At 56.4% G+C, this 12,629-nt stretch carries 15 protein-coding genes and 2 pseudogenes; 5 read left to right on the forward strand and 12 right to left on the reverse strand.

Going from position 1 to position 12,629, the window contains the following annotated elements:
* The 3 genes from PFH44_RS19105 to PFH44_RS19115 form a co-directional block, all read left to right on the forward strand.
* A partial coding sequence (locus PFH44_RS19105; protein ID WP_283825827.1) for an ATP-binding cassette domain-containing protein occupies positions 1-455 on the forward strand: 455 nt, incomplete at its 5' end.
* Entirely contained in the window at positions 433-1,362 is a 930-nt protein-coding gene (locus PFH44_RS19110) for an ABC transporter permease (protein ID WP_283825828.1), read from the forward strand. The genes PFH44_RS19105 and PFH44_RS19110, both read left to right, overlap by 23 nt.
* 2 nt (positions 1,363-1,364) lie before the next feature.
* On the forward strand, positions 1,365-2,354 hold the full coding sequence (locus PFH44_RS19115; RefSeq protein ID WP_283825829.1) for an ABC transporter permease: 990 nt from the start codon (positions 1,365-1,367) through the stop codon (positions 2,352-2,354).
* Positions 2,355-2,527: 173 nt separating this feature from the next.
* On the opposite strand, the gene PFH44_RS19120 is transcribed toward PFH44_RS19115, so the two are convergent.
* Genes PFH44_RS19120 through PFH44_RS19150 form a run of 7 tightly spaced genes read right to left on the reverse strand, consistent with a single transcriptional unit; the run spans position 2,528 to position 7,842 of the window.
* On the reverse strand, positions 2,528-3,283 hold the full coding sequence (locus PFH44_RS19120) for a GntR family transcriptional regulator (RefSeq protein ID WP_283825830.1): 756 nt from the start codon (positions 3,281-3,283) through the stop codon (positions 2,528-2,530).
* Between the two features lie 13 nt (positions 3,284-3,296).
* Positions 3,297-4,037: an SIS domain-containing protein gene (locus PFH44_RS19125; RefSeq protein WP_283825831.1), complete on the reverse strand. Its 741-nt coding sequence runs from the start codon at positions 4,035-4,037 to the stop codon at positions 3,297-3,299.
* A gap of 16 nt (positions 4,038-4,053) precedes the next feature.
* Entirely contained in the window at positions 4,054-5,364 is a 1,311-nt protein-coding gene (locus PFH44_RS19130; RefSeq protein ID WP_283825832.1) for a PTS ascorbate transporter subunit IIC, read from the reverse strand.
* Positions 5,361-5,648, reverse strand: a complete 288-nt coding sequence (locus PFH44_RS19135; RefSeq protein ID WP_045858082.1) for a PTS sugar transporter subunit IIB — start codon at positions 5,646-5,648, stop codon at positions 5,361-5,363. The genes PFH44_RS19130 and PFH44_RS19135 overlap by 4 nt, the downstream gene beginning before the upstream one ends.
* A gap of 45 nt (positions 5,649-5,693) precedes the next feature.
* Positions 5,694-6,128, reverse strand: coding sequence for a PTS sugar transporter subunit IIA (locus PFH44_RS19140; protein WP_045858084.1), 435 nt, complete (start codon positions 6,126-6,128; stop codon positions 5,694-5,696).
* Entirely contained in the window at positions 6,100-6,861 is a 762-nt protein-coding gene (locus tag PFH44_RS19145; protein ID WP_283825833.1) for a creatininase family protein, read from the reverse strand. The genes PFH44_RS19140 and PFH44_RS19145 overlap by 29 nt, the downstream gene beginning before the upstream one ends.
* Before the next feature lie 9 nt (positions 6,862-6,870).
* Entirely contained in the window at positions 6,871-7,842 is a 972-nt protein-coding gene (locus PFH44_RS19150; protein WP_349632133.1) for a phosphotriesterase family protein, read from the reverse strand.
* 206 nt (positions 7,843-8,048) lie between these two features.
* On the opposite strand from PFH44_RS19150, the pseudogene PFH44_RS28025 reads away from it, so the two are divergent.
* A pseudogene (locus PFH44_RS28025) lies at positions 8,049-8,108 on the forward strand (Hha/YmoA family nucleoid-associated regulatory protein); the annotation flags it as partial.
* 114 nt (positions 8,109-8,222) lie between these two features.
* Here PFH44_RS28025 and PFH44_RS19155 read toward each other — a convergent pair.
* Entirely contained in the window at positions 8,223-9,584 is a 1,362-nt protein-coding gene (locus PFH44_RS19155; RefSeq protein ID WP_349632132.1) for a YncE family protein, read from the reverse strand.
* Between the two features lie 206 nt (positions 9,585-9,790).
* Here PFH44_RS19155 and PFH44_RS19160 point away from each other — a divergent pair, with 206 nt between their 5' ends.
* Positions 9,791-9,952, forward strand: a complete 162-nt coding sequence (locus tag PFH44_RS19160; RefSeq protein WP_161795702.1) for a hypothetical protein — start codon at positions 9,791-9,793, stop codon at positions 9,950-9,952.
* Here PFH44_RS19160 and PFH44_RS19165 read toward each other — a convergent pair.
* The 4 genes and pseudogenes from PFH44_RS19165 to PFH44_RS19180 form a co-directional block, all read right to left on the reverse strand.
* Positions 9,945-10,478 (reverse strand): hypothetical protein, encoded by a 534-nt coding sequence (locus tag PFH44_RS19165; protein WP_283825836.1) that lies wholly within the window; start codon positions 10,476-10,478, stop codon positions 9,945-9,947. The two genes, PFH44_RS19160 and PFH44_RS19165, sit on opposite strands and share 8 nt — an antisense overlap.
* 240 nt (positions 10,479-10,718) lie before the next feature.
* Positions 10,719-11,606: an alpha/beta fold hydrolase gene (locus tag PFH44_RS19170; protein ID WP_283825837.1), complete on the reverse strand. Its 888-nt coding sequence runs from the start codon at positions 11,604-11,606 to the stop codon at positions 10,719-10,721.
* Positions 11,607-11,627: 21 nt separating this feature from the next.
* Positions 11,628-12,431 (reverse strand): pyrroline-5-carboxylate reductase family protein, encoded by an 804-nt coding sequence (locus PFH44_RS19175; RefSeq protein WP_045858096.1) that lies wholly within the window; start codon positions 12,429-12,431, stop codon positions 11,628-11,630.
* 13 nt (positions 12,432-12,444) lie between these two features.
* Positions 12,445-12,629 (reverse strand): annotated as a pseudogene (locus PFH44_RS19180) (VOC family protein); the annotation flags it as partial.

Consider the following 12,629-nt stretch of genomic DNA (forward strand, 5'->3'; position numbering starts at 1 on the left):
CGCTGGCGCTAAGGGCGGCTTCCGACGATCTGCTGGCGCAGGTGGAGCTGCCCGCTTTAGCCGCCTCGCGCTACCCGTCGCAGCTGTCAGGCGGCCAGCGCCAGCGGGTGGTTATTGCCCGTGCGCTGGCGATGAAGCCGAAGCTTATCGTCGCCGATGAGGCGGTGTCGGCGCTGGATATCACTACCCAGCACCGCATCATTCAGCTGTTTACCCGCCTGCGTAGCCGCTACGGCCTGTCGCTTCTGTTTATTTCGCACGACCTCGATGCGGTGGCCGCGCTGTGCGACCGCGTATTGGTACTGCAGGCAGGGCACATTATCGAACAGGGCAGCACCGAGCAGATCTTCCAGCGGCCCCAGCACGCATGGACGCGACTGTTGCTTGCGGCCATTCCCGGCACCGGCCATCGTTTTAGCGAGGAGGTAGTCTATGAGTCAGCCGCTGCTTTCTGAGCCGCTCACCCTCCCGCCAGGGACGTTCTGGCAGAGGCTGTGGCGGGAACCGAGCGCCCGTCGAGGACTGGTGATTGTGGCGCTGATGGTACTTGCGGCGCTAGCTGCGCCAATGGTCGCCGCATGGCTAGGCCATAGCGAAACCGGGCAGTTCCGTGATAGCGCGCTGTCGGATATGGGCCTGCCCGTAGGGCCGAGTGCAGCGTTTCCGCTCGGCGCGGATGATAACGGTCGCGACGTGCTGGTGCGCACCCTGTACGGCACCCGCATTTCGCTGCTGATCGCCGTCCCCGCCACCACGCTGGCAATGCTGATTGGTCTGTTCGTCGGGGTGTTTGGCGGCTATCGCGGCGGGCGCATTGACGCGCTGTGTCAACAGCTGATCAATCTGGTACTTTCGTTTCCGTTCGTGGTCACGGCGCTCAGCCTGCTGGCGCTGAATCAAGGCGGCGAGAGCGGTCCTCGCGTCGACCCTGTGTGGGTGGTGATCTTTGTGATTACCTTCTTCTCATGGGGCTACTTTGCGCGCCTGAGCCGAGGGCTGGTGCTGGATCTGCGCCAGCAGGAGTTCGTGGCTGCCGCGGTGCTGATGGGTGAAAGTCAGCGGCGCATTTTGTGGCGCGATATTATTCCCGGCGTGTTGCCGACGATGGGCGTGTACTGGGCCATCCAGCTACCTACCAACATCATCGCTGAAGCCACCCTTTCCTTCCTTGGCGTAGGCATTCCCGCACCCGCCGCAAGCCTTGGCAATATGATTGCCGACGTGCAGCGTTCGGCGATGTATCAGGTTCAGCCGTGGTTTCTGGCTGCCCCCGCGCTGGCGCTGTTTTTAATCGTCCTCGGTTTTAACTGCCTCAGTAGCGGCCTGCGCGACGTACTGGACCCTCATCTGGAGCGACGATAGTCATGACCTTTTCTACTCTGTTTAACACGCTGCTGCGTAGCACCCTGACGCTGCTGCTGGTGCTGATCGTCGCCTTTTCACTCACCCGTATCGCCTATCAGGATCCGGCGGTGATGCTGGCGCCGCGAAACGCCACGCCAGAGGCCGTTGAGGCTATAGCCCGGGCGTTACACCTCAACGATCCCTGGTATCAGCAGCTGCGCTATTTCCTGCTGCGTGGCCCGGAGATCCAGGGCGCGCCGGTGGGCATGCTTCACTGGCCGCCAGCGCTGGGCTACTCGTTCCGTTTCCAGACGCCGGTCACCCAGCTGATTTTGGAGAAGGTGCCGGTTACGCTGTCGCTGGCGCTGGGCGCGCTGGTTATCTGGACGGTGGTGTCGCTGCTCACCGGCGTGCTGGCGGCGCGCTACCGCGACCGCTTCGTCGACCGCCTGCTGGCGTTCTTCGCCTATGTCGCGCTGTCGCTACCCACCTTCCTGAGCGGGATGCTGATTATCTTCTTCCTGTTTTATCAGCTGTCGCTGCACAACATAAACTGGTTTCCTGCTGGCGGCTATGTGGCCCTGCGCGATGACCCGTGGCAGTGGGCGCGGCATCTGGCGCTGCCGTGGCTGACGCTGACGCTGGCGGAAACAGCTATTTTTCAACGCGTGTTGCGCAGCAGTATGCTCGACGTGCTGCACAGGGACTATATCCGTACCGCGCGGGCAAAAGGGGTGCGCGAGTGGCGGGTATACTTCGATCACGCGTTAAAGCCAGCGCTTAGCCCGGTAGTGATGCTCACCGGGCTGGAGCTGGCGGCAATTATGGGCGGCGCAATTGTCACCGAGAAGATGTTCGGCCTCGACGGCGTCGGACGGCTGGCGATTGACGCGGCGCTGGACGGCGATTTCCCGGTGGTGATTGGCACCACCATTTTCGCCGCCTGCGTGTTTATTGTCTCTAACCTGTTGACCGATCTTTTTCACCGCCTGTTTTTACAGAGTCAATGAAGGTGTAAGCCCTCCGCTATACCCGGTGGCTATGGACCGGTACGAGGGGCGATATGCACGATGCAACACGCTTATTGAACCTTTCTGCAGGTGATTCATCGTCTGGCTTACAGAACCGGGAAAGGTGAAAGGTTGGAGTGTCAGCCAGGCGATATTCTCGCCCGGGAGGCGGATTAACGCCCCTTATCAATCGTACAGTTCCACTGTTGGCTCACGCTGCTCTGGCTGGTCGCTATCTGTAACGACAGACTGGCCTCCAGAGTATGCGTGACGCTGTATTCAAGCACCACGTCATCCAGATCGCGGGCGACACGTTCAATGCGAAACAGAGGGCGGCCGGGTTCAATATTTAATAATCCCGCCGTGCGGGTATCGCAGCAAACCGGCGTGTAGCGTTCCGTGGCGTTAGCCGGCGAGTAGCCGAACGTTTCCCGCAGCTGCTTATACAGCGACCGACTACCGTCAACGTGGCTCAAATCATTATAAATACGGCCATTTAGCCAGGTAAGAACGTGGCCAACCGGTTGCTCCCCCTGCACTAATAGCCGCTCCAGACGCATCAGCTGGCTACCTAAATCCAGCCCCATCTGCTCCGCCACCTGGCGGTCGGCCATCGTCGAAATTAGCGACAGCACTTCCACCTCAACCGTGCCGTCTCCATCAAAGGTTGTCAGTACGTCAGGGAGATCGGTGTAGTACTTTTGCAGCGCATCGCGGTTGATAAACGTCCCTTTCCCCTGCTCCCGATACACCATGCCAATGCTGGCCAGCGAATCAATCGCCTGCTTAATAGTGCCGCGCGCAACCTTGAACTCCCCGGCGAGCAGCAGCTCACCGGGAAGCTTATCGTCATAGGTAAAAGAGAGGATCCGCTGCAGGATAACGTCTTTTATCCTTAAATAGAGAGGGAGTCCATCCGACTCAAACATACTTGTGCTCCACTCAGAGGTAGTGTATCTGGCTCCTGTATGCGCTCAGTATATCCTGATTTATCTCCTGATTACCGTCTATGTTTGCGCTGGCGAGAATGGGCGGCGTGCGCTCATTTTCCAGCATGATTTCGCAAATAAGTAATACCAGACTGTTAGCAATGGCCGCGCCCATAATGGTGGAGAGCGGCGCGGCTTTTTGCACCAGGCCCGGCAGGCTAACGGCTGCATCGCCATACTCGCAGTGGTTATCGATGGTGATGTCGGCAATATCGACCAGCAGCTTGCCGCTGGAGTGGCGCGACGTCACCCGCGCCGCCGTCGCGAGGCTGGTAATGGCGATAACCTTTGCCCCACAGGCTTTCGCCGCCAGCGCGACATCAATCGTAATCGCGTTTCGCCCGGAGACAGAGTGAATCAGCAGCGTATCACCGGCGCGCAGCGGCGACTGCTCAACCAGCACCCGCCCGAGATTTTCCACATTTTCCACCGCGCTGGTGAGGGTTAACGGCCTGACGTTAAGCATCAACGCGGGGGTAAAAAGCGGATTGATAATGGCCAGCCCCCCTGCCCGATAACTCATCTCCTCCGCCAGGATCCCGGCGTGGCTGGCACCAAAAACGAAGATATTGCGCTGCGCCAGAATGCTTTGGGCCATGATTTCCGCCGCCTGGGTTAACGCCTCGGGGCGCTGTTCAAGAAAAGCCAGCTTCTGGCGGATCTGCCCGTAGTACTGTTTCAGTGCCTGACTCATAGACTTCCTCCTGATATCAGAACGTCAGCAAGCGGGTCAAAAGATGAATGAACGGCGCGATGACGAACATGTCGCTGTCTCCGGCCCACAATGCGGTATCGGGTATCGTGTTGTTGATAAAACCCGTGACGCAGAAATACTGCCCCCATGCGACCACGGTCGAGGTGATAAATCCCGCCAGAAGCGCACCTTTATAGCCACCGGTAATGTTGCCGAAAACGCCCGCCGTTCCGGCGTGGAAGAAAATCACAATCATGCTGGGAATAAACACATAGCCGGTGTAGCGGCCAATCAGGGTCAACCACAGCAGCGAACCAACAAACGCGCCGACAAAGCCCAGCACCACCGAGTTTGGCGCAAAGTTAAACAGAATCGGGCAGTCCAGCGCGGGTTTTGCGCCGGGGACCAGCCGCGAACCGATGCCGTTAAACGCCGGTACCATTTCGCCAATAAACATCCGTACGCCGAGGAGCACTACGGCAATGCCGCCGGTAAACATCAGCGATTGTTTCAGGGCGTAAATGTAGAAGCTGAGGTCGCCGGATTGGGCAAGAATTTCAGCGGCTTTTGGCGTGCCTTTGATCTGCAAAATAAAGGTGCCGATAAAGAACAGTAGCGCCATGGTTAACGCCGTCACTACGTTGGAGTCACGGAGAAAACCGAGCTTTTTCGGGACCTTGATATCCTCGGAGCTGATTTTATTGCGGGCGAATATCTGCCCAAAAATCGCGCCCAACAGCGCGACCGAGGCCGAAGTATGCCCCAGCGCCACGTTGTCGTTGCCGGTAATTTTTCGCACCCACGGCTGGACCAGCGCGGGTTGCAAGGTCCAGTACAGACCCATAATGACCGTTAGCATCAGCGTCAGCTGCACCGCTGAGATGCCGGGTGCGGTATTCACCATCACCCCGGCAAAAATCATCGTGGTCCAGAACATCATGTGTCCGGTCAGATAGATGTATTTAAAACGCGTCAGCCGGGCCAGCAGCAGGTTGATGGCGAATCCCCCGGCAATCGCAATCGTCACGCTGCTTCCGTAACGTTCGCTAAAGCGCGCCTGACCGATAATATTAGTCAGGTTCATTGAGCTAAGGCCGAAGACTTCGGTCCAGATAGGCTGAAATATCAGCAGCGCGGAAACGATAATCCCCGCTCCCGCACCGATAATCAGAAAGCCCAGAATGCCCTTCAGGGTGCCGGAAACAATGTCTGCTAAGGATTTCTTTTGCAGCACCAGGCCCAGCAGGACAATCAGGCCAATTAAAATCGAGGCCTCACCAAATATATTAATGGTTATCCAGCGCAGCACGCCAAGAAATTCGCTCATGACGACTCTCCTGGAGGCAGAATCTTCGCCTGCGCAAGCGCCGTCGTAATTTCTGCGTTATCGATATAGTTGTTCACCACCACCACCGGGCAGGACAGATGTTTTAGATTGTCGACCAGTTCCGCATTGGTGATCACCACATCGGCATTGGCCGAAGCGGCGGATGAGACATCCATATGTTCAACGGAAGCCTGAATACCGTGCTGTCTTAACACCGCTTCAACGTTCATTTTTAAAATCAGGCTGGAGCCCATACCTAAACCACAGACTGTCAGAATTTTCATCGCTATTCACTCCGTGTTAATCAAGCTACAAACGCTGAAAGCAGCCTACGATGCGCTGGCTAACAGCCGATAAAGTTGTTCAGGATCGTGAGAATGCATCAGGGTATGCAGGTTATTTTCATCGCTCAGTACGGTCACGATATGCTGGATAAGATGGATATGCGCATCGCTGCTGGTTGCCGAAAGCCCCAGCACCACCTGCACGGGGTCGTTTTCCGCGTGGCCAAACGCCAGCGGCTCCCGCAGCCTGACGGCGCTGATTTGCGCCTTAATGGCCCCCTGTTCGGGGCGGGCATGCGGCAGCGCCAGCCCCGGCGCGATGACAAAATAAGGTCCAAGTTCATGGTAGCTATCGACCATTGCCTGGACGTACTGCGGGCTACAGGCTCCCGCGCGGCAGAGCGCGTTCCCCGCTTCGCGGATTGCCTCCTCCGGGCTGCGGGCCGGGCAATCAACGTTTATCGATTGACTTTCGATCATCGGCGGCTCCTTGCGTCAGGTGGTGGCGGATTGAGGCCAGCGTGGTCTCCAGCGCCTGCTGAACGAAGGCGTTGCCTTTCTCTTCGCTGGCTTCGGTGGGGTCTCCCAGCACGGCGTAATCAGAAAACTCGGTCCAGCGTATTGGTTGATAGCGGAAATTCGGCGGAAATACCGGATAGTGCGCACGGGCGTTCGCCATGGTGACGAACTCCGGGGCCAGCGCCAGCATCAGCGAGGTTTCGACCTCATCGGCATGCATATAGCCGGGATAAGCCACCGCCGAGCGTTGCCGTTTTTTCACCTCCTGCTCCATGCCCGCCCAGCTGTAGCCGAGCAGCGTGATGCCTTTCTCCTTAAGCTGGCGGGAAGCCGCTTTAATAGCGTCAAAATTGCCGTAATGCGCGTTGATCACTGCCGTGGTAGTAATGCCGTAGCTGGCCATATTCTCCGCCAGCGACACCAGCATCGACGTCAGCCGATCGTTGCCGATATCAATGGCGCCCGCGTGCCCACGCAGCGACCACACCTGGCTGTAAGAAATAACGGGCAGGCTCAGCGCGCACTCCCCCAGCTGCTCATCAAGCCGTGCGCAAAAGCGCTCGGCCAGCAGGTTGTCGGTATCCAGCGGCAGATGATCGCCGTGTGGCTCGACCGCACCAAGCGGTAGCAAAGCAATCTGCGCCTTTTGTAGCGCTCGCCTGGCCTCGTGTTCATTTAAATGATGAAGTTTCATCACGACTCCTTAGCCAAAGGCGAAGTAACGCGCAGGATTTTCGACAAAGAAATCATGCAGTAACGCTTCGCCGTCAAACCCGGCCTCCCGCGCCTCTTCAATGAACCTTGGTCGCCAGTCGCTAAGGATGAACTTCAGCCCCAGCCCCCCTTTGCCGTAATGCGCGCTCATCGATTTACGCGCAAAATCGCCGCCGATTAAGATTTGTTTTTGGTAACCCCGCTGGCATAGCGCCAGGATGGCCTGGGTGCGAATGTGTTCAGGGTGATATTTGATGCGGCTGATACCGTCAAAAGAGAGAAACGCCCCGGTGTTGGCGATCTGACGGTGCAACCATGGATCGGGATTGCGATCCATATGGGCAAAACATAAGCGGGACAAATCCAGCCCCAATGTTGTAAAGATCTGCGCCTGTTCTAATCCCATCGTCCCCATCTCGGTATGGCTGTGCATCGGCGCTCCCGTACGCTGGTGGGCGCGAACGATAACCTCCATGGTTTTTTGTTCCAGGGGAGAAATAGCGTTGTAGCCAGTGCCGCACTTCACGACGCCAGCCCGATGGGGAGTGCCTTCTATTCCCTCGCTTACCTCACGGCAAACGTGTTCAACCAGTTCATCAATCTCTGAATTTGCGATCCATTCGGCAAAAGTTTGCGTCAGGCCCGGACGCTGACTGCTCCACAGAAAGCCTTTGTTAAAACCGGCGGTGGCGATTATGTGCAACTGCTGACGCTGGGCCATCCCGGCGACGGCTGACGCACGGCGACCGTAGTCTGGGGCAGTGGCGTCGTAGATGGCAGCGCCCCCCGCCTGGCGGAAATCGCATAATTCACGCTCCGAGGCCTGCGGGTCATCCAGTAAAAGATCGTCATCCTGACGCTCTGCCCAATATGGCGGAATACAGTAGATATGGTCGTGGCTGTAGGTTACGCCCAGCTGATTAGCAGCAATATCGCCGTTTAAGGTACGAATGATCCCCATGTTTCTTGCTCCCCGGAATGGATAAGAAGGTGCTTTCAACATAGGTGAGCGTCACTTGACCAGTCAAGTGATCAAGTTCGGGTTAATCATATAAAATTATTATCTGTGAGGTTGGTCGAAATTCGCACATTAAGGGCTCCGTTTGGGAAACGGAAGATAGTGTAGGTTAAGTCCAAACATGAACCTGGAGAGAAAAATGACCCAAACGATTGAGGCGCTGTGCTTCAGGGGAAACGCTGGAAAAGGTTATTGAAAAAAATATTTGAAGGCTGAGTTTTGTCGCCGCAGAGCAATCCCCAGCCCATGAACGGCTGGGGATTCATCATTATGCCAGGCCTGGCGGCCCAGCGGGCCGCGAATAGCTTAGCCGATTATTACCGTCATTTCCCGGTCGTGATTTTCGTCACCGAGCCCGTTTGGACCTTATCCCCGACGCTGCCATACATAGACACCAGATAAATGGCGCCATCAGGCGCGACGGTCAGATTGTTTGGCGTATCGTCCATCGGAATATTGGCGACCAGTTTGCCGTCCCGATCGAGAACCGCAACCGTTCCGCCCGCGCGCGTCGCGGCGAAAACCTGCGACGTCGCCGCATCCCAGACGACGGATACGCCGCCGGCGCCGATATAGGTATCAGCGAGCAGCTTACCGTTCGCATCAAGCACCACGACGTTGTTCGTCTCCTGGGAAGCGACGTACAGACGGCCAGTTGCCGGATCGCGAGCGATGTCGGTTGCGCCTTGCGCCTGAGGAACTTTCACCGTCGTGCTCTTGCCCGTTTTGAGATCAATCCAGCCTACCCATGGCGTATCGCGGCTGACGCCGTAGAGCTTCCCTCCGGCACTGTCGAGGGCAAGATCCGTACTGTAAAACAGGTCGCGGCCACGGTCCGCCACGAACTCCAGCTGACCGACGTGCTCAAGCGTTTTGGTATCATATACCTCGATAAAACCGGTCAGCGCAGCGCTGACGTAGGCCCGATTGTGGGCTTCATCAATAATCACGTCGCGTGGATGCGCGACCGAACCTTCCGGAAAGACCTTCACCACGGAAAGCGTCTTCGCGTCATAGACGGTCACCGTCCCGGCAAGGGTGTTCGTCGTCCAGACTTGCCCATGGGCATTGTCAACGCCGACGCCGAAGACGCCAATTTGTTTGCCCTTTTCATCTTTTGGCAGCACGGCCTCCGCTTCGACAGCCAGCGTTCCGGCGTTCAATCTCAGTAGACGGCTACCATCCTTCGGCCCGCGCGCAGAGGTCACGAACAGCTTCCCATCGGCTGAAACGGCCGATTGGTACGCCCGCTCGCCGACGGGGGCCGTTTGCAGCTTGAAGGCATCGGCATTTTTCGGGGGAACAATTTTGGATAGCTTCAACATGACCTGCGAGACGCTGGCGGGGTTTTGCGTGATAACGGTGAGCGGATGCAGGCCAATCCCGGCAGTGGCCGGAACGGTCAGCGGAATATTGAGCGATCCCTTCCCGTCGGCGGTCAGAGGTTGAGGAGTCAGGGCTTCAGCACCATTCAGCAAGGTGACGGTTGCCCCCGCCGGAAGGTTCTTAATCGTGACTTCGGTTTTATCGCCTGGCTTTACAGGGACTTCCCTTGAACCGGCGCGGATACTGCCAGGAAAGGTCGTATCCGCTGTTTCCCAATGGCTGGAGGCAAATGCGGTTGTGGCGGTTGACATCGCAACGGCGGACGCCAACAGCACTGCGCGGACTGATATTCTTATCATCTTATCCCCATAAATTGTATTGATGCAGCACCTCAGCACAGGTAGCGTTGGCGCCCACTCGTGGTCTTATGTTCCGCCATGATGAAATATTTATCGTCATGAGCGAGTACAACATACTACTTAACGGAAATAATTATTATTCTTATTTATGGTGATGTGATTTATGGAGTGGCTAAAGCCGGAAGCTCGGGCGGCCGGATTGGTTGATGGTTGTTATTCGCAGCAGGTTCGAAAATTGCGCGTCCGTCTATGCCGTTACCGCGCGCGTCTACGTTGAAAGATACGATGAGTTGACTGATTCAGCTGCGCTTCGCGAGATCGAAATCGCCGGTTACCTGAAGGCACGGCAGGCCGCCGATTTTACCTAAAGCTCCACTGCGCCGTAATGACAAATACGGATGGGATGATGATGCCAACGTCCATCCCAAAATAAGAGGTAAAATTATACTGAAAGCCATGATAGATATAGGGAGAAAAGCCTATTCCGGTTGCTTTTTTAAAATCATGATAAGACCCATGATCGCCACAATCACTGAATGCATCAAAGAAAAATTCACCTACGTAACCATATATTCCCTTGAAAACCCAGCCGTTATCCCACCCTACCCAATCGCTTCTTACGCCGGCAGCCAGGCATCGGTCATCAAAGCTGTTTTTCATCGTCCCCAGCACAAAACTATATTTTGATTCATCTGAGAATTTACGCTCCACGGAGATGAAGTTATTTTCAAAATTCTCAGTATACTGCCCGTGGTTGTTGGTTAAATGATATACGTATGAGCCCGTATTTAGTGAGTACAGGTTTATTTCATCCGCAGAACAGTGCCATGTAGCCAGAAATAAACTTCCGCACCACAGCCATGCGGGATATCGTTGCCGGCCATTATCGAGCATTATCCATACTCCCTCACATTGACGACGGTGCTGGTATGATGACTGCAGATCCCGGGCTTTTAGCTGTACAAATTTTAGCATACAGCACGCCCGGGAGATGCACGATACGGGTTGTATAGCGCCGTTCAGCCGCATATTCTGCACCACGAAACGGCGTCCATGCCGGATCGTTATCGTCTTTAACACCCTTTCGCTCATTTCAGCTTTTACTTCGTGGTACTCTTTTCACCGCCATGCATCTCACTTGTAATCGATAAAGTTCAGGATAGCCTCGTTGAACTCTTTCGGTGCCTGAATAAACGCGAAGTGGCTGGTATTGGGTAAAATCAACAACCCGGCATTCGGGATGGTGTTAGCAATATATTCCAGATGCTCCCGCACAATGGCCTCGTCACGATCGCCATCAACAATCAGCACCGGGGCCGTGATTTTCTTGAGATCGTCATCGCTCCAGTTGGGCTGTGTTGCCCACATATGGCTTATCTGTTCGACAAAGGCATCGTACTGGTCGGGCGTTTTTGACAGCTTGCGATATTCATTACCGGCCCGTTCGATATAGCTGGCAAAAACCGGGTTCTTCTCGGTATCAGGTTTGACGCCGCTGGTTTTCGTATTGGGGGCAAAAGAGAAAATGCGGTTCACGCGGGTCGGGTGGCGAATAGCCAAATCGATCCCAATAATTCCCCCATCGCTCCAGCCGACAATATCCGCTTTCTGAATGTTCAGACGATCGAGCAACGCCACCACATCATCACTCATTAAGTCGTAGCTGTAGGGGCGCTCGTCGCGCGTGCTGCGTCCATGGCCCCGGCTATCAACCACGATGACCTTATGATGTTTCGCCAGCGCCGCAACCTGTTGACCCCAATAATCGGAATTCGCCAGCCCGCCGTGGAGCAAAACTACCGGCGTACCCTCTCCGGTGGTGGCGTAATAGAGCTGGATTCCGTTTACGCTGGCATACGCGGGTTTTAGCGCGGCGACAGGTGCTGGCGTTGGCGGCAAATTTTTCCAACGCTCCCCCCAGGCTAGCGGGGATTGCGGGGTCACCGACCAGGCCGCAGAGGTGCCCAACGTCCCCATCACGCAGAGGAGTCCGGCGAGGAATAGCGTATTTTTTCTCTTCATAGCGATCGCTCCTGATAACGTTTACTGCGTCTCACCCAACTCGCGGGTACGTTTCACCGCCGCCAGCACGCTGCGTTGCAGACCTGCAGCGAAATCGCTGTTGTTAAGCTCATACAGCCCATGGATCCCGACGCCAGCCGGGGAGTTGTTGATGTCGAGTAGCTGCCTCGGGTGTTTCTGGCTCAGGCGCAGCATCTCTATCGCCCCCTGCAGATTTTCCAGAACCACCTCAGCTGCCTGCGCGCGCGACAGGCCGGCCAGCACGCCGGCATCGGTAAACGACTCGATAAAGTAATAAATGTAGTTCGGCCCGGCGACGCCGAAGCCGGTAAAGATATCAATAAGCCGTTCCGGCAGGTAAAGCACCTTGCCAAAACCGCTGAGGAAAGGCGCCACCCGGTCGGGAATTGCCTGCGCGTTCAGAACCACCCCGCTGTAGCCAAATCCGGTATCGGTAAGCGTATTAGGGATAACCCGGGCAATGGGCTTCTCCGCCCCCAATACGCTTTCGAGTTTGTGCAGCGTCACCCCGGCAATCAGAGAGATCGTCGTCGTTGCGGCTGAAAGATGGGGCCGAATACGTTCGGCCACGCTCGACAAATTGTCCTGCGGGCGGATCCCCAGCACCACCAGTTCGGCTTCGCGCAACGCATCCTCTCGCGGCGGTTTCCGCGCCAGGCCATAGCGTTCAGCGAGCGCGGCGATACGGCCAGGATCGATATCCTCCAGCGAAATCTCTTCCGCGCGAAGCGTACCCGCCGCCAGCGAGGCTCGAATAATGGCCTCCGCCATTTGTCCGGCACCAATAAAATGTACATTTGCCATGCGCAGCAGCCCCTTATTGAAAGCGATATTCGCCGTTACCGACGCGAAAACGTTGGCCTTTTAGCGCCGGGTCAGAGACGTTAAAGACCAGTTCGGCTAGCCGGTTGCCCTGCCCCTGGAGAAAAACAAAGCGCTGTTGACCCACAGCCAGCCCCTCCGGCAGCTCATTGAACCCGAAAAGCGCGTGCCAGTGCGCGC

The sequence above is a fragment of the Klebsiella sp. Ech2A genome, from assembly GCF_030078455.1.
Lineage (GTDB): Bacteria > Pseudomonadota > Gammaproteobacteria > Enterobacterales > Enterobacteriaceae > Klebsiella > Klebsiella terrigena.

Bases quoted from the DNA above. Each gene is read 5' to 3' on its own strand.
- PFH44_RS19160 (WP_161795702.1), top strand. From the start codon at position 9,791: ATGGTTGTTATTCGCAGCAGGTTCGAAAATTGCGCGTCCGTCTATGCC.
- PFH44_RS19110 (WP_283825828.1), top strand. From the start codon at position 433: ATGAGTCAGCCGCTGCTTTCTGAGCCGCTCACCCTCCCGCCAGGGACG.
- PFH44_RS19115 (WP_283825829.1), top strand. From the start codon at position 1,365: ATGACCTTTTCTACTCTGTTTAACACGCTGCTGCGTAGCACCCTGACG.
- PFH44_RS19135 (WP_045858082.1), bottom strand. From the start codon at position 5,648: ATGAAAATTCTGACAGTCTGTGGTTTAGGTATGGGCTCCAGCCTGATT.
- PFH44_RS19130 (WP_283825832.1), bottom strand. From the start codon at position 5,364: ATGAGCGAATTTCTTGGCGTGCTGCGCTGGATAACCATTAATATATTT.
- PFH44_RS19175 (WP_045858096.1), bottom strand. From the start codon at position 12,431: ATGGCAAATGTACATTTTATTGGTGCCGGACAAATGGCGGAGGCCATT.
- PFH44_RS19155 (WP_349632132.1), bottom strand. From the start codon at position 9,584: ATGATAAGAATATCAGTCCGCGCAGTGCTGTTGGCGTCCGCCGTTGCG.
- PFH44_RS19165 (WP_283825836.1), bottom strand. From the start codon at position 10,478: ATGCTCGATAATGGCCGGCAACGATATCCCGCATGGCTGTGGTGCGGA.
- PFH44_RS19140 (WP_045858084.1), bottom strand. From the start codon at position 6,128: ATGATCGAAAGTCAATCGATAAACGTTGATTGCCCGGCCCGCAGCCCG.
- PFH44_RS19120 (WP_283825830.1), bottom strand. From the start codon at position 3,283: ATGTTTGAGTCGGATGGACTCCCTCTCTATTTAAGGATAAAAGACGTT.
- PFH44_RS19145 (WP_283825833.1), bottom strand. From the start codon at position 6,861: ATGAAACTTCATCATTTAAATGAACACGAGGCCAGGCGAGCGCTACAA.
- PFH44_RS19170 (WP_283825837.1), bottom strand. From the start codon at position 11,606: ATGAAGAGAAAAAATACGCTATTCCTCGCCGGACTCCTCTGCGTGATG.
- PFH44_RS19125 (WP_283825831.1), bottom strand. From the start codon at position 4,037: ATGAGTCAGGCACTGAAACAGTACTACGGGCAGATCCGCCAGAAGCTG.
- PFH44_RS19150 (WP_349632133.1), bottom strand. From the start codon at position 7,842: ATGGGGATCATTCGTACCTTAAACGGCGATATTGCTGCTAATCAGCTG.